This window comes from Halalkalibacter alkaliphilus (assembly GCF_023555415.1).
GTDB lineage: Bacteria > Bacillota > Bacilli > Bacillales > Bacillaceae_D > Halalkalibacter > Halalkalibacter alkaliphilus.
In genome coordinates this window covers 1-17,102 of the sequence record NZ_JAKRYL010000048.1, presented here as the reverse complement: position 1 = coordinate 17,102, position 17,102 = coordinate 1, and the positions used below count along the sequence as shown (strand labels likewise).

Sequence of the window (17,102 nt, the reverse complement as noted above, 5' to 3'; positions counted from 1 at the left end):
TTCGCATTACGCTAGCAATGCAATAAATTAAGGATGAAATTTGCCCTATCGGGAAAATTTCTTTGACGAGATATTACATCTCTTTTAATTCGCTTGGCTTTTGTTCAGTTTTCAAAGAACTCTTATGCGCTGTTTCATCAGCGACATTTATTATCTTAACATATCTTCTTGTTCCGCGCAACAACTTTTCGAAAGTTATTATCCGCAATCACCACCGAATCAATCAATCGTTCGTGGCGACAAGAAATAATATATCACGAACTACAATTCTACGCAACAGTTAATTTAAAATTACTTTTTGCTGCTAGATTTAATAATCTATCATAGTTCGACAAGAAGATCAATCAAAAATCTACATCCTCTTACTATTACCACAACAATCAAACACCAAATCAATTTCTACCTATAATATATACTTTTAAAAAACACTCACACTAATACTCTATAAGCATTACAAGTTCGCCCCCAAGATCCCTTGCATCACTCTTTAAGTGACATCTTAACACCCCTATAACAAACCTTTCCCCCTAAAGCTATTTTAACTTACTTATTTACTCACCTTAGGCACACACCCTCCCCCTTACCCCACTTCACCCGGTACGAAAAACAAACACAAACAATCCGAAACAACTTCTCATCCCCCTAGATCACAATATATATTTCCTATGCAATAATCGCGGAGTACCAGTACTTTCAACGTCCAAAAAGTGACACTTTAACACAAATCCCAACAAAAAGAGACACCTCCTTCAAATAAAGATTAGTGTCTGTTTTACAGTCAATTTATAAAGGTTTCCTATCTTCAATCCACACTATTTTTCTAAAAGCAAAATAAAAGTAAAATCCATTCAAAACTGTTAGCAACGCTAAACCAATAAACACATTGCTATACATGATGGCATGACTTTGCGCAAACGAAATTGGATTTATCAAAACGCCGCTATCATAATCTAATATTTTCCCAATGACCGCCCCACCAATGGCACCAGACATAAAATTAAATAAATTGTAAATCCCCATCCCAACCCCTATTTCATTTCTAGGAAGAGCCGTTGAAATTAACGTTGCCGTTCCCGTCTGCAGAAAAGGGAAAGCGATGTAACTTATAATCACCACAGCACCGATCACCCAAGTAGGACTACCAATAAATGTCGACAACAGGAAAAATCCCATAATCATAAGCACAAAAGCAATATAGACAACTTGTTTCGCTCCACACTTGTCAGTTAACATACCTGCCACTTTCCCAATAAAAGCAGCCGCCATCGCGGCAGGAAAGATTGTTAGCCCGATATATAACGTATTTAAACCGTTAATCTCACTTAACATCAATGGCAACATAAACATCATGCCAAACATCGTCATGATCGCTAAAAAACCCGCTATAATGGTGGTTCTAAAAGGTCCGTTTCGAAACAAGTCAGGGCGGATAAATGGATTGTCAGTACTTACCGTTCTCCCAGCAAACAAACCAAAGAATCCGATACTACTTACAAGAAACCACCAATTAAACAACGTTATAAAGAGCATCAATGCAGCAACCGCTATTGCAATCAACGCTGCACCAAAGATATCCACTTTCCCTTCTCTCTTCTCCTCTTCCGGCATCCACATCCAGAAAAACGGAATCGCAAAGATGACAAGGGCAGAAATCAAGAAGAGAAACTGCCAGTTCAAGACACCAGCAACAAATCCACCTATCACCGGCCCCACTCCAGAAGCAAATGCCATCGTGCTTGAAACAATCCCTAGAACTTTTCCCCTTTCTTTCTGGAAATACCTTGTAGGCACAATGAAAACCAAAGCAACAATCGAGGACGCCCCCGCAGCCTGAATGATACGGGCAAGGACAACAACCTCAAAGTTCGGTGCAAAAAAACCTAAAACCGACCCTGACACAAAGAAGCTAAGTCCAATCGTTAGTAGTTTTTTCAAAGGGTAGATATCAGCTAACTTGCCATACATCAACGCACCAATAGCATAAATGACAATATAACCCGTAACCACCCAGCTAACCTGTGAAGGCAAAAGGGAAAACGACAAGGCAATATCTGGTACAGCAATCATAAACATGGTTCCATTCATCACAGAAAACAATAACACCGAACAAATTAAGAAGATAAGCTTCTTCTTCTCTGATCTACTCAGACTCTTTTCTACCCCCACTTGCCCAGCAATCGTTGTCACATCTTCTCACTCCCCTTCCCCGTTTACGTATTCGCCCTTGCCTTTTTTTATCTCGAATTCATTATACTCTTGTTTCGAAGAATTAATCTATTATTCAGCTCATCTCTTTCTCTTACCCGGTTCATCTAGATTGAGTAATCTAGAATGAACCTTTTGTATATAATTGAAACAATTGAACTGAGATAATGTTCAGTCACTTATAATAATGATAGCACTCTTTTATCTTCCGACTTGTTTAAATGAGGAAAGCGGACCCTACGTTGGATCCACTTCCCCCTTCATATATTCAGTTTTTCACAACAGAAGCAGTTTCCTGCGTCCCCTCTTCCCTCCTACAAAACCTCTCCATTGCTTTCGATCACCTTTTTATACCAATGAAATGAATTTTTCTTCTTACGTTCCAATGTTCCACTTCCGTCATCATTTTTGTCAACGTAAATAAACCCATAGCGCTTCGACATTTCACCTGTTGACATACTAACTAAATCAATACAGCCCCAGCTTGTATAACCCATGAGTTCCACACCATCTTCCACGGCTTCTCCCATCGCTTGTACATGTTCACGCAAGTAATCAATCCGATAATCATCGTTAATAGACCCATCTTCCTCTATCTTGTCGTATGCCCCTAAGCCATTTTCAACAACAAATAGCGGCAGCTGATATCTTGAATAAAGCTTATTTAAACTGATACGTAAACCAACAGGATCAATTTCCCATCCCCAATCGCTCGCTTTCAAAAATGGGTTTTTCACTCCGCCGACAATATTTCCTTGCGCTTTTTCTTCTTGCGTTTTTTCTTTTTTATCCGTACGCGACATATAATAACTCAACCCAATATAATCAACCGTACCTTCTTTGATAATGTCCAAATCTCCATCCTGAATGTCTAATTTAATCTTTTTTTCCTTAAAGAAACGTTTGATGAAAGCTGGGTACTCTCCACGTACATGGACATCTGCACAGAAAAAGTTAAACAATTCCTCTTCCTTTAACGCATATATCACGTTTTCTGGATTGCTATCGTAAGAATACACGGGTGCAAAAAGAATCATGCAGCCAATTTTCGCATCTGGAATGATATCTTTGCAGGCTTTTACAGCTAAGCTACTCGCAATAAACTGATAATGAAATGCTTGGAAAGTCTCTTGGTAACGATCATCTTCATTTTGAGGTGAGAAGCCCATGCTCATGATAGGCATCTTTAAAGCTCCGTTGATTTCGTTAAAAGTCATCCAGTATTTCACTTTATCCTTATACCGTTTTAGAATCACGTTCGTATAGTTTTCAAAGAAGCTAATAACTTGGCGACTTCTCCAGCCGCCGTATTCTTTCACTAAGTGTAACGGCATCTCATAGTGGGAAATCGTGACGACCGGCTCAATTTCATACGAAATCAATTCATCAAAAACCCTATCGTAAAAAGCCAATCCCTCTTCATTTGGTTCTTGCTCATCACCATTAGGAAAAATCCTTGTCCATGCAATCGACAATCGAAATACTTTAAATCCCATTTCGGCAAACAATGCGATATCTTCTTTGTAGCGATGATAAAAATCAATGGCTTCATGATTTGGGTAACGATAGTTTTCGCGATCAATTTCAAAATTAAAACCAGATGACATTAATATATTCAGGCGCTCTTTCCCACCAGGCAGAACATCAGCAATATTTAAGCCCTTATTGCCTTCATCGAATCCACCCTCTATCTGGTTCGCAGCCGTAGCACCACCCCATAAAAAACCTTCAGGAAATTTCGTCTGTTCATTATTCATTCCTTAATCCTCCCGCTAGAACGATAAGTTAAACAATCAATAGTATGTCCAAATTAAATTTGGCAATTATTCACACACCATAGCACTGGGCGAACAAAAAGAGTGGACCCCATTTTGAGATCCACTCCTCTTCTCTTTTATTTAACTAAAAAGTTCACTTTCAGGAAACCGTTTTCAGTATTACTTATCATTAACTAATTTTTCTTTCTTCTTCAGCAGCATCTGCTTCCAATTTCTTATTTGTTCTATACCAGAACCACGCGACTGCCCCTACAATCACCAAGTTGACAACAAGGAAGACAACCTGAGATGGCGAGTACGCATTTGGCATTGCTTCTGCTACACCAATTGGTGAGAAGAATGCGTATACCCCAAGCATGATTACAATAAGAACTGCTGAGAAAGCCTTCGCATGCTTCCATGGTGTTAAATCAACTTTTTTCGCATCATTTAACACAAATGGAGTCTTACGAGGATCAATTCTTCCAAGAACAAGCATGACGAAAATATCAACCGCTAGTAGAATGGAAAGAACATATAGGAAGTTCACATCCGCTAAGAACACTTTCGATAAAGAGTACAACACTATGTGAACGACAATAACTACTTTACCAGCATAAGCAGGAACCCTCTTACTAAAGAAACCAACAAGGATCATAGCAATAATTGGTAAGTTATAGAAGCCGTTCATTTCTTGTAGATACGCATATAAACCTGATGGCGCATACATAATGAATGGAGCAACGATAACTGCCGCAAACGCTAACATAAAGGCGAAAATACGACCTACTTTAACGAGTTCTTTATCTTTTGCATGCGGTTTAAAGATTGGCTTGTAAATATCCAAAGAGAATAATGTAATTGCACTATTTAACGTATTGTTAAATGAACTTAAAATAGCCCCAAATAACACAGCAGCCAAAAACCCTGATAACGCAATTGGAAGAACATCAACAACTAGCGTTGGGTAAGCGGCATCATTATTGCTCAAGTTATCTCCATATAACAAGAACGCAATAATTCCAGGTAATACTAAGAACGTCATACCAAATACTTTAAATAAACCTGCAAATAATACCCCTTTTTGTCCTTCTGCTAAGTTTTTCGCAGCAAACGTACGTTGGATAATCGATTGATTCATTGCCCAATAGAAAATGTTATTAAATAACATACCTGTAATTAATACTGGCCATGGAACAGATGATGTCATACCACCGATGGAATTTAATTTTGTTGGGTTCGCATGTAACAATTCATGAACACCAGTAGATAAATTTCCACCTCCCAGGGCAACTAAAGCTAAAATTGGAATAAGCAAACCACCAATAACTAAACCGATTCCGTTAATTGTGTCACTCATTGCAGCAGCTCGAAGGCCCCCAAGGATGATGTAACCTAAGCTAATAATCCCAATGGCTGCCGAGATAATGAGTACGAGCATAAATGGACTCATGGTCGTGTAAGATGTCAACGAGAAAATACTATCTAGCACCAATGCGCCCGAATAAAGAACTACTGGTAAAAATGCAACAGCGTAACTGATTAAGAATAAAATAGATGCGATCTGTCTTGTCCGTAAGTCATAACGTCTTTCAAGGAAATCTGGAATCGTTGTGAGTCCAGCTTTTAAGTACTTTGGCAATAGGATTAGTGCCATAATAATCAACGCAAGTGGTGATGTTACTTCCCACGCCATAACGGCCATACCCTCACCAAATGCCTGTCCGTTAAGTCCAACAATTTGTTCGGTTGATAGATTGGTTAAAATTAGTGATGAAGCGATTACAATTCCAGTTAAACTTCTGCCACCTAAAAAATAACCATCCGTTGTTGATAGATCCGTTCCCCTTGTTTTGTACCATGAAAACCACATAACAAAAACTGTATACAGCAGGAACGTTGAAACAATTACCCAAATCATATGTAGTACCTCCTCAATTAAGAGAACATTTCGCTAATGCTCTCTTAATTTTCTAGTTAAAAACTTGATGTAAGATTAGCTTTTTACATTTTTTTCATTCTCTTATATACTAATTGACTGTTACTCTTTGAATGATAACCTATGAATCCTTTTGCAATCGATTACAACAAAAATGTGAAAATTCGGTACAATGATTCTTTCCTTCCGTTTACTAGTTTACTACTCTCTGAGACGTCCGAGCCAACTGAACTGGTTTTCCTGTTTCAAGAGATTGTTTTGCAGCTTTTGCAATTCGTTCTGCTTGAAGGCCATCAAATCCAGTGCAAGTAATTTCAGTGTTTTCTAGACACGCTTTTGCAAACTCTGTTACTTCATCAATATAGGCTTGCGTGTAACGCTCAAGGAAGAAGTACAATGGCTTATCTTTTGTTACGTTTTCGGCTGTTGAAACTTCAACATTCGTTGCACGGTTATTGTCAGCTTGAGCTGTTCCATTATCTCCAAAGATTTCAACACGTTGGTCATACCCATAAACAGCTTGACGACTATTGTCAATTACTCCTAAAGCGCCATTCTCAAACTTCAATGTAATAATTGCTGTATCAATATCTCCTGCTTCACCGATTGCTTGATCCACAAGAACCGTACCATGAGCCGATACTTCAACTACTTCACTGCCCATTAAATACCGTGCCATATCAAAATCATGAATCGTCATATCCATAAATAGTCCACCAGACGATTTCACATAATCAACATTAGGGGGCTCAGGGTCACGCGACGTAATTTTCAAGATATGCGGATTTCCGATTGTACCGTCCTGAACAAGTGAACGAACTTTTCGGAAGTTCGGATCGAAACGACGATTAAACCCAATCTGGATTTTCACACCTGCTTTTTCAACTTCAGCAAGAGCTTCTTCCGTTTCCTCTACAGAGAAGCTAACTGGTTTCTCACAGAAAATATGCTTCCCTGCTGCTGCAGCTTCTTTAATCAAATTGGCATGTGTTGTTGTTGGAGAACAAATAAACACGGCATCAATTTCAGGGTCATTCAACAAATCTTTATAATCAGTTGTTAACACATCGATCTGTTTCTCTTCCGCCCAAGATTGAAGATGATCGATCGCAACATCTGATACACTTTTCACACGAATTTCTGGAACTAATCTTAGATTATCAACATGTAATCTACCAATTCGTCCTGCACCAATGATTCCTAACGTTAATTTACTCATTTTTAAATTCCTCCCACTATAGTTAAGCGCTTACCCAAAACGCATAAAAAGTTAAGCGTTTTCTTCTATCCTATTATAAACACCTTATAATTCATTTTACAAGGATAAATTATAATATTTACTATGAAATTGTTTTAACTTCCAGTTTTGGTAAAAATACTATGTATTTTCCCAGCTGCCTAATTCTAGTTTTTCATCGTTTTTCTTATAATCTTCTATTCATTTCTATCCCATAATGGTAAAGCGCTTTCCCTAATTGTTATTTTATATCAACACTTTTAAATGTTCAATCTTTTTTAAAAAATAAATGTATAATTTTTTGTTTCGTACTAATTTCAGTTGTGAGCACCTTTTAATTAAAAGCAAGATGTAAGGGTCTTGCTCCACTTTGCTTCCTGTCACCTCCCATACATGCAAGAAACCAACGACTCAGGTCGTTGGTTTCTTAACTGTAAAATTTTATGAAAACATACCCATTTTCACATTATCTGAGATGATCAAATTTGGCTCTGTAGAATTTTGAATATCCTCAATTGTATAACCTTCTGCTACCTCAATTAACTCTAACCCGTTATCAGTCACATCAATAACAGCGCGATCGGTAATAATTCGATTCACAACCCTTTGACCCGTCAATGGCAAAGAGCATTTTTTCAATATTTTCGGTTGACCTGCTTTATTAACGTGTTCCATAATCACAACAATTTTTTTCGCACCGTGAACTAAATCCATGGCACCACCCATCCCTTTAATCATCTTTCCAGGGATCATCCAGTTTGCCAAGTCACCATTTTCAGCCACTTCCATTCCACCTAAAATCGCTAAATCAATATGGCCGCCTCTAATCATCGCAAATGACTCAGCATTGCTAAAAAAGCTAGCTCCTGGAATAGCTGTCACCGTTTCTTTTCCTGCATTAATTAAATCTGGGTCGACATTGTCCTCGGTTGGGTAAGGTCCAATTCCTAATAAACCATTTTCTGATTGCAAAAAGATGTTTTTGTTTTCAGAAATGTAATTAGCAACCATCGTTGGCATCCCAATTCCTAGATTAACGTAAAAGCCGTCCTGTATTTCTTTCTCTGCTCTTTTTGCAATTTGAATTCTTACATTTTTACTCATCGTTTCTCCTCCAATTTTAAAAGTTTTTACGCTTGCACCGTCAAACGCTCTATTCTTTTTTCTTGTTTTCCGACAATCAGACCTTGAACGTAAATACTTGGAGTGTGAATTTCGTCTGGATCTAACTCTCCCACTTCAACAATTTCTTCTACTTCAGCAATCGTTACTTTCCCCGCAGCAGCCATCATCGGGTTAAAGTTTTGTGCTGTTTTTCTATAAACTAAATTCCCAAGCTTATCTGCTTTCCATGCTCGAACTAAACTAACATCCGCTTTAAAGGCTTCTTCTAATAAATATTCTTTTCCATCAAATACTCTAGTTTCTCTTCCTTCAGCAATCGGTGTTCCCACGCCAGCCGGAGTATAAAACGCTGGAATTCCAGCCCCGCCAGCACGAATTTTTTCAGCTAAAGATCCTTGAGGTACAAGTTGCACTTCTAATTCGCCACTAAGCACTTGCCTTTCAAATTCCTTATTTTCACCAACATAAGAGGCAATCATTTTTTTTATTTGCTTATTGTTTAAAAGGAGACCAAGCCCCCAATCATCTACCCCGCAGTTATTTGAAATAACTGTTAAGTCTTTTACATTAGTTTCACGAACAGCCTTGATGAGGTTTTCTGGTATTCCAACAAGTCCAAATCCCCCGACCATTAATGTCATGCCGTCTTTAACTTCCGCTACTGCTTCTTCAAAACTGCTATATAATTTTTTCATTTTTTTCCCCTCTTCCTATTGGTTTCTTTCAATTAATAATAGCGACACCTTGCCTCGTCGAAACAAAACCATTTCTCCAATTTCATTCACGAACGGGAACGTGGTAACGCTTACAACAATCACCTTATTTATATGCGTTCTCTCGTTCCTCCTTCACTCAAACATTTTTTGAATTTTCCAATATCCTATAACATAAGTTTACAACAATCTCTTTTATGAGTAAAATGAATAAAAGTAATAAATTTTATTTCATTATAGAATAAATGAGGGAATCGTCTTGGAATTGAAAGATTTACGATATTTTATAGAAGTCGTTAATTATGGAAGCTTTACAAAAGCGGCTGCCAATACTTATATCTCACAGCCAACATTAAGTAAATCATTAAAAAAATTAGAATCAGAACTCAAAGTTGAGTTATTTGAGCGCTCTACTCGAAAATTGAAATTAACAGATGCCGGTGAGATTGTATACAAACAAGGAGTTAAAATATTAGGAGCTACAAATGAGCTTACAACTTTATTAGATGATTTAATAAATCTACCAACTGGAACGATAAAAATAGGCATTCCGCCATTAATAGGTACCCTCTTTTTCCCTGCCATTGCAAAAAATTTTGGGAAAGCTTATCCAGACGTAACACTAGAGTTAGTCGAGTTAGGAGCTAAACGAATCGAACATCTAGTTGAGGAGGGTCAAGTCGATGTAGGCATCATCGTTTTGCCGATAGATAACAGTAAATTCGATATTCTCCCCTTTATTAAAGAAGAATTTATGCTCTATACTCATACCGATCACACCTTAGCCAAAAAAGAAGCTGTCAACATCAAACAACTAGCAGAAGAAACTTTTATTTTATTTAACCGGGAGTTTGCCTTACATGAACTCATTATTGAGCACTGTAAAAAGGCAGGCTTTCAACCGAATATTGCTTACGAGAGTTCACAATGGGATTTAATAGCGGAACTAGTAAGTGCCAAACTTGGAATTACTCTGTTACCTAAATCGATTTATGCAAAGATGGACCCAAAAGCCATTCAAATCACACCATTGCAAGATCCTCCGATGTGGGAACTTGGAGTGATTACGAGGAAGGAGCGCTATCAATCATATGCGGTTAGGACGTTGCTTTCGTTTCTGTCGAAAGAATTTAAAGTATAAAGAAATTTATCATTAACATAAGTAAGGCCGACCCGAAGTGATTTTAACTTTTGAGTCAGCCGCTCATTCATTATAATAAATGTTCCTAGTGTAAAAAGAAGCACACCTTTTAAGAGTATACAATTATAGTTTAATAGGTAATAAAGGATGTCATCGATACTTCGTGTCGGTGTCGGCATGGATCTCACCATACAATTAATCTTATAATCAATTACGGCATTTCTCTCCCTCTAGCACTTTTAAAGAGTGCGTACCACTCCTGTCGAGTTAGTGACCGAGCTTGTTCACCTGCATCTTTACAAGCACGGATTCTTTCTGGATTTATCGTTCCGATAATAGGTTGAATGTTGGCCGGATGTCTCATTAGCCAAGCAAGAACAATGGCCTCACACGTCGTCCCTTTTTCTTGCGCCATTCGTTGAACCAATTCAGCCGTATGGAGGACCTGCTGTGGTTCTTTCCCTTTCAGATTCCCGGAAAATAAGCCTTTGGCTAGAGGGCTCCAAGCTTGGATTTGGATCTGTTCCTTCCTACAATAGGCTAGTAGTTCTTCAGGGAAATTAACCTGCGCTCCGTAAGCTTGATTAACATAAATTCCTTCCTCTACCCAATGTACATGGCTGAGACTTAGCTCTATTTGATTAGCAACAAAAGGTAGCGACACTGCTTGCTTTAATAACTCTATTTGTGCTTTATTCATATTCGAAACCCCGAAATGTTTTACTTTTCCAGTTCTATTCAAATATTCAAAAGCAGCCGCTACTTCTTCCACCTCCATTAGTGGATCAGGGCGGTGTAATAGTAAAATATCTATATAATCTGTTCCCAATCTCTTTAGACTTCCATCAACAGCATTCAAAATATGTTCCTTCGAAAAATCATAATACTTTAGCCCGCCTTCACCTATCCGTAGGCCACACTTAGTTTGGATAACTATTTGTTCGCGCAGGTGTTGTCTACCTTTAAGAGTTTGTCCAAACACTTCCTCCGCTTTCCCTAATTTATAAATATCAGCATGATCAAACATGTTAATTTCAATAGAAAGGGCGGCATCAATTGCTCTTTCAGCTTTAATCATATCTTCTTTTGTAATTCGATTGCGGTTCCAACCACCACCAAGCGACATACATCCAAGAACTAGCCTACTGTTACTGATATTTCGCTTTTCCAGTGCCATTTCTGTCATTTTATCTCTCCTAAAAACAGATCCCCTTCAAAATGAGAAAGTTTAATTACATCATTTGTTTTGCAATATTTTCATTTTAGTATTTCAACTAATCAATTTCACTAAATCACACACTTTAACGAGAAATTTGTGACACTGGGAGCATCCATGCATGACCAATCATCTTAGTATTTAAATATCTACAAGTTTATTTTACCAATTCCTTTTGTAGAACTAATGATGCTGCTCCCACTATACCAGCGTCATTCCCTAATTGAGCCAATTTAATTTTTGTACTATTTCTTACATGCGGAAATGAAAATTTACAAAAATATTCTTCTATACCTTTTATCAACACCTCTCCTGCAGCCGAAACTCCACCACCAATAACAATCGTTTCAGGGTTTAAGATATTAGCAATGTTGCTACATGCTAACCCTAAGTAACAATAAAATCTATCAACTACATGGATTGCCAAATCATCTCCTTGTATCGCTTGGTCAAATACAGTTTTTGAGGATACTTTTTTTTCATTAGCGATAAGCGTTTTTAACTCAGATTGATCGGAAAAATGTTTACTTTCATCTATTGCTAGGCGGACAATACCCGTTGCGCTTGCCACTGTCTCTAAACAACCGTAATTTCCACAAGTGCATTGATATCCATCAGGATTAACGATAATATGACCAATTTCCCCTGCTGATCCGGCCACTCCATGAATTAAATTTCCTGCTGTAACAATTCCTCCGCCAACACCTGTCCCAAGAGTAATAAATGCGACATCAGTCCCCCCCGCACCTGCACCTTTCCAGCGTTCTCCTAAAGCTGCTACATTAGCATCATTATCAATAGAAAAGTGTATACTGGTCCCAGCTTCTATTTGCTCCTTTACAGGTTGTAAAGTACTCCAATTTAAATTATATGCTCCGATAACAGTTCCATTATGGCGATCAACTGATCCAGGGGACCCCATCCCTATTCCTAAAATATCACTATGAGATAATCCATATAAAGCTATGTGCTTATTAATTGATTCAATAATATTTGGAACAATATTCTCCCCATTATTTTGAGTATCAGTATTTATGCTCCACTTTTGTTCTATCTCTCCCTCCTCTGTTAGTATTGCAAACTTTACTGTTGTGCCTCCTAAGTCAACACCAATTAATTTATTCATATTATCCTCCACCTAGAAAAGAACACAGGTGACTCCACCCGTATCCTTCTATTATTATATTGCTAGCAACTTTCTCTCCATCTGTAAAAATCGCTTTGTTATTTCAATGGCATTTACTGACGCTTCGTATTCAGACATGTTAGTCAAAATCAGAGTTTTGAATTAAAGGTAATATTTCATCATATGGGATACTCACTTCCCCATAATGTCCTCGTTAATTACTAAACGAATATGAAAATTCCCTCCATTTACGCACGTGTATATTCGACTATGATCGCAAACAACATCAACAAAATCTGATTTCATCTTTAACGACGTTTTCTCCTTCACTTTTAAAGAGCTTTTCTTTAAACTGACATCATTTATTACAATTAAGCGAAAAACTGGCTTAAATAATTCTTACTAATTTTAATAGAATCTTTTTTAGATTCCAACGAGTCTTCAAAAGCCTTGTCCTCTACTTCAATCACGGCATACCCTTTATAATTAATATCTGTTAATGCGGAGACATATTTAGCCCAATTTACATCGCCTAGTCCTGGTAATTTAGGGGCAATGTATTCAAGTGGTGTTGCCATAATTCCTACATCATTTAGTCGGTCATCATAAACTTTAATATCTTTAAAATGAATATGGAAAATACGATCTTTGAACTCATAAAGCGGTTTAATATAATCCATTTGCTGCCATACAAAATGAGAAGGGTCAAAATTCAAACCAAAATTCTCGTTCGGAATCATTTCAAAAACACGTCTAAAAATTGCAGGCGTCGTCATTAAATTTTGACCTCCTGGCCATTCGTCTGATGTAAATAGCATTGGGCAATTTTCAATCCCAATTTTCACACCCAACTCTTCTGCATAGTTGACAATCGGTATCCAAATTGTTTTCATTAACTCTAAGTTTTCTTCAACGGTTTTCGACTGATCTCGACCAATAAATGTGTTGACTAAAGGTACATCTAATTCTTTTGCTGTTCTAATAAGTTTGTATAAGTGTTCAACGTACACACTGCTTTTTTCTTGATCAGAATCTAACGCATTCGGATAATAAGCAAGTGAAGAAATTGCAATCCCTTTTCTTGCTATGTATTCTTTCACATAATTCACATCGTAGTTATCCACATCAAGATGGGTAACTCCCGCATACTTTCTTACCGCCTTACCTTTTGGCCAAGCACACAATTCTACACATTTAAAATGATTCACTGATGCAAAATCTATCACCTCTTCAAAGGTACATTCTTCAAGAATAGCTGTATTAAAACCTAGTAACATATAAATCTTCCTTTCTATCTAAAATAACGTTATAATTAATCCCCTAATTAAAAATGAATTTTAATTTAGGGGATATACTTTTTTATGACAATGTGACAGCTTCGTCAGTATTTAATTGAATTGTTTCACCTGTTTCAGCCGCTTTATAAATAGCTTCAAGAATTTGAGTAACAACAAATGCTTCTTCAGGCTTTACTAATGGGTCTGTATCATTGATAATAGCCTTTAACCATTGCTTTGATTCTTGAACACCGACGCCAGCTGCCGAAGCATCAAAGAAGTCAACTCCTCCAATAGTTGTTGGCTCTTGCGTTACTAGCTCTCCGTATTCAGATTTATTAATAACCAATCGGCCAGGTTTGCCCATTCCATGAATAATTTCTGCACCAGCTTTCGTTCCACATAATGTCGTAGCTGCTTCTTTTGCGTCAGTCGTATTCAACACCCATGATGATTCTAAGAAAATCGTTGCCCCATTTTCCATTTTGATGAAACCAAATGCTGAATCCTCTACTTCGAATGTATTTGGATCCCACGGTCCAAACAGATTTCCATCCACTTGATCAGCCATTTTATGGAACACCGATCCTGTAACTGAAACGGGTTTATAATTCCCCATCATCCATAATGTTAAGTCTAACGCATGAGTACCAATATCAATTAATGGCCCACCACCTTGAGCTTCTTTATCTTGGAATACGCCCCAAGTTGGAACAGCTTTACGACGAACAGCATGTGCTTTCGCAAAATAAATTTCACCTAATGCATCTTCATCGCACGCCTTTCTTAATGTTTGCACTTCGCGTCTTAATCGATTTTGGTATCCAATTGTAAATTTCTTACCTGATTTTTTCCAAGCATCTAACATCTTTTTCGCATCTTCACTCGTTGCCGCCATTGGCTTTTCACACAGCACATGTTTGCCAGCTTCAAATGCAGCTACTGTAATAGGACAATGCGAGTTATTTGGTGTTAGTATGTAAACAACATCAATTGATTCATCTTTTAATAATTCGTGATAATCACTGTAAATTTTTGAATCGTCTGATCCATATTTTTCTTTTGCTTCAATTGCCCTTTCTACTATTACATCACAAAATCCAACAACTTCAGATAAGTCTGATAATTCTGCAAGCGACGGTAAATGTTTTTGATTTGCAATCCCTCCACAACCGATGATTCCAATACGTAATTTCTTCGCCATATCAAATTCCTCCTAGTAGTAAATTTATGAACTACTGTTAGATTTTCTTTTGTGAATATTCTAAATTCATTTACAACAATAATATATCATATGGATTTACTGATTGTAAACCATTATTTTTAAGTAAATGATTTATTTTCATTAAACAACTTACATCTTGCTAATTACAGCGCAAAAAAACCTAGTAAGAGTTTCCTGAATGGCAACTCTTACTAGGTTTTTATGTAGATTTTATATCATTTGTAATACCTAATGTTGATTCACGTTCTATCAGTTTATGCTCAAGCAGCAATCGTCTTCCTGTTGAACTTTCCCCTTTTATCATACCTTCGAGCATTTTCATAGATTCAAACCCGATCTCAAAAAAAGGTTGTTCTACAGTTGTCGCTTTCGGATTAGACATTTCAGTAATTTCCTGATTATCAAAACCACAAACGGCTATGTCTTCTGGGATCCGAAAACCAGCTTCTTTGAACGTGTTAATACAGGCAAGCGCCAAATTATCATTCACGCAAAATACTGCATCTATTGAGCTTTTCATACGAAGAAATTCTTTTGCTATATCTACTCCGCTTTCGTAACTATAATCACCATATTTAACAAATTCTGGTTCAAACTGTATTTGACTCTCCTCTATCGCTCTACGATAACCAATATATCGTTCTTTTGAATAGTTAGGCGTTACATGATCCATTCCCTCTTTACCAAGACCAATAAATGCAATTTTCTTTTTCCCTAATTGGATTAAGTGGTTGACTACATCGTAGCCTGCATAAGTATCATCTACAGTAACAGCAAATGTGTTCGTAATTGGTGCATATTGACCACATTGAACGAAAGGAACATTCTCCGTTAGGTCTAGCAACTCTTCTTCGCTAAGTAACATATTCAGTATAATAACACCAGCTAATTGCTCTTTCTTTAGGAATCCCCACGGATGTGAGTTATGACTTTGATCAACACTATATTTAATTACAACCTCATAACCTAATTGTTTTGCTTGTTCTTGTACGCCTGCTATCACTTCGTCAATAACTGCAGAAGTATATATGACAATTACTTTCTTTTCATCATTCTTATCATTACGCGCATGTTGTTTAGGTACGTATCCAAGCTCATTCATAGCTTTTAGTACTTTATCTCTTTTTTCTTTCGTTACAATATAATTACTATTTAAAACACGTGAAACTGTTGCAACAGATACACCTGCTTTTTTAGCTACATCCACTATAGTCGCCATACCTTCCACACCTCCTTTACTGAAAAAGATGAAAAATCTTCGTGATTTTTCTGACTTTTATACTATCATATTTACATTTTATGTGCAAATACCGTAACTGCTTAAAATATTGATAAAAATACCATTCAGATAATCTTATTGAATTATACCTAATATCCTTTAACTACATTTAATAAGGTAATAATAGAGCCGCCTATATTGCAAGGCGGCTCTATAATTATTGATGGTTTTCAGCCCATTCATCTAACTGTCTTTGTTTTTCTTCCATATACTTATCTATGCCAGCATCTTTTAATCTCTGAATAAATTCTGGTAATGCTCTTTCAGGATCTACAGCACCGCTCTCTAGTCCAACAACAAATTCATTTCTTACATTTGTTAGTGCTGTTAACTCTGTGTCAACTGGCGAAGGATCGAAGATAAAACCAACGGCATTAGATTGATGTGCATTTTCATTAAATTCTTGCAAATCATTCCATAGATTAGGATCTTCGTCGTCCATCACATAAGTTAAGAAGGAATTCCCCCAAAGATGTGGCGTATTCACATTATAACCAGTATTCGATGCATCAATACCGTCTGGGTAAGATATTACATTGTCTGCACCTTTAACATAATGTTCTCCTTCGATACCCCAATTAAACAAATTCACTAACTCTTCATTGACAAACATGAGGTTTAAAAATTCCATTGCCTTTTCTGGGTGTTTCGTATTATTTCTAGGAATAGCCCACATAGACCCAGTAGGATGGTGAGCGTGTGTAGCAGATTCTAAAATAGGAATACCAACCATGTCCATTCCAGCTTGTCTAGAAACTGTACCTGCTGTTCCCGGTCGAACCGGACTTAAATGTCCAACTCCAATCCCTGATCTGTATAATGTTCCAACAGGTTGTGTATTTGTCGCAATTTCAGACATAAC

The 17,102-nt window shown here is 37.2% G+C and carries 13 protein-coding genes; 1 reads left to right on the top strand and 12 read right to left on the bottom strand.

What is annotated here, in order from left to right:
* Positions 1–783: 783 nt before the first annotated feature.
* The 6 genes from MF646_RS22845 to MF646_RS22820 form a co-directional block, all read right to left on the bottom strand.
* Entirely contained in the window at positions 784–2,187 is a 1,404-nt protein-coding gene (locus MF646_RS22845; RefSeq protein WP_250098799.1) for an MFS transporter, read from the bottom strand.
* Between the two features lie 332 nt (positions 2,188–2,519).
* On the bottom strand, positions 2,520–3,962 hold the full coding sequence (locus tag MF646_RS22840; RefSeq protein WP_250098798.1) for a glycoside hydrolase family 1 protein: 1,443 nt from the start codon (positions 3,960–3,962) through the stop codon (positions 2,520–2,522).
* Between the two features lie 190 nt (positions 3,963–4,152).
* The gene (locus tag MF646_RS22835; RefSeq protein ID WP_250098797.1) at positions 4,153–5,883 is read right to left on the bottom strand and encodes a solute:sodium symporter family transporter; all 1,731 of its coding nucleotides are present in this window, start codon (positions 5,881–5,883) and stop codon (positions 4,153–4,155) included.
* Between the two features lie 211 nt (positions 5,884–6,094).
* The gene (iolG, locus tag MF646_RS22830; RefSeq protein ID WP_250098796.1) at positions 6,095–7,120 is read right to left on the bottom strand and encodes an inositol 2-dehydrogenase; all 1,026 of its coding nucleotides are present in this window, start codon (positions 7,118–7,120) and stop codon (positions 6,095–6,097) included.
* A gap of 459 nt (positions 7,121–7,579) precedes the next feature.
* Positions 7,580–8,242, bottom strand: coding sequence for a CoA transferase subunit B (locus MF646_RS22825; RefSeq protein ID WP_250098795.1), 663 nt, complete (start codon positions 8,240–8,242; stop codon positions 7,580–7,582).
* 26 nt (positions 8,243–8,268) lie between these two features.
* Positions 8,269–8,958, bottom strand: a complete 690-nt coding sequence (locus MF646_RS22820) for a CoA transferase subunit A (RefSeq protein WP_250098794.1) — start codon at positions 8,956–8,958, stop codon at positions 8,269–8,271.
* Between the two features lie 277 nt (positions 8,959–9,235).
* On the opposite strand from MF646_RS22820, the gene MF646_RS22815 reads away from it, so the two are divergent.
* Positions 9,236–10,117 (top strand): LysR family transcriptional regulator, encoded by an 882-nt coding sequence (locus MF646_RS22815; RefSeq protein WP_250098793.1) that lies wholly within the window; start codon positions 9,236–9,238, stop codon positions 10,115–10,117.
* A gap of 211 nt (positions 10,118–10,328) precedes the next feature.
* Here the strand turns inward: MF646_RS22815 and MF646_RS22810 are convergent, their stop codons facing one another.
* The 6 genes from MF646_RS22810 to MF646_RS22785 form a co-directional block, all read right to left on the bottom strand.
* Positions 10,329–11,303: an aldo/keto reductase gene (locus MF646_RS22810; protein WP_250098792.1), complete on the bottom strand. Its 975-nt coding sequence runs from the start codon at positions 11,301–11,303 to the stop codon at positions 10,329–10,331.
* A 187-nt stretch (positions 11,304–11,490) separates the two neighbouring features.
* On the bottom strand, positions 11,491–12,459 hold the full coding sequence (locus MF646_RS22805) for an ROK family glucokinase (protein ID WP_250098791.1): 969 nt from the start codon (positions 12,457–12,459) through the stop codon (positions 11,491–11,493).
* Between the two features lie 371 nt (positions 12,460–12,830).
* The gene (locus MF646_RS22800) at positions 12,831–13,736 is read right to left on the bottom strand and encodes a sugar phosphate isomerase/epimerase family protein (protein WP_250098790.1); all 906 of its coding nucleotides are present in this window, start codon (positions 13,734–13,736) and stop codon (positions 12,831–12,833) included.
* Between the two features lie 82 nt (positions 13,737–13,818).
* Positions 13,819–14,940 carry a Gfo/Idh/MocA family protein gene (locus MF646_RS22795; protein ID WP_250098789.1) on the bottom strand — a complete coding sequence of 374 codons (1,122 nt, stop codon included), beginning with the start codon at positions 14,938–14,940 and terminating at the stop codon, positions 13,819–13,821.
* 220 nt (positions 14,941–15,160) lie between these two features.
* Positions 15,161–16,180, bottom strand: coding sequence for a LacI family DNA-binding transcriptional regulator (locus MF646_RS22790; RefSeq protein WP_250098788.1), 1,020 nt, complete (start codon positions 16,178–16,180; stop codon positions 15,161–15,163).
* A gap of 217 nt (positions 16,181–16,397) precedes the next feature.
* A partial coding sequence (locus MF646_RS22785; RefSeq protein WP_250098787.1) for a DUF3502 domain-containing protein occupies positions 16,398–17,102 on the bottom strand: 705 nt, incomplete at its 5' end.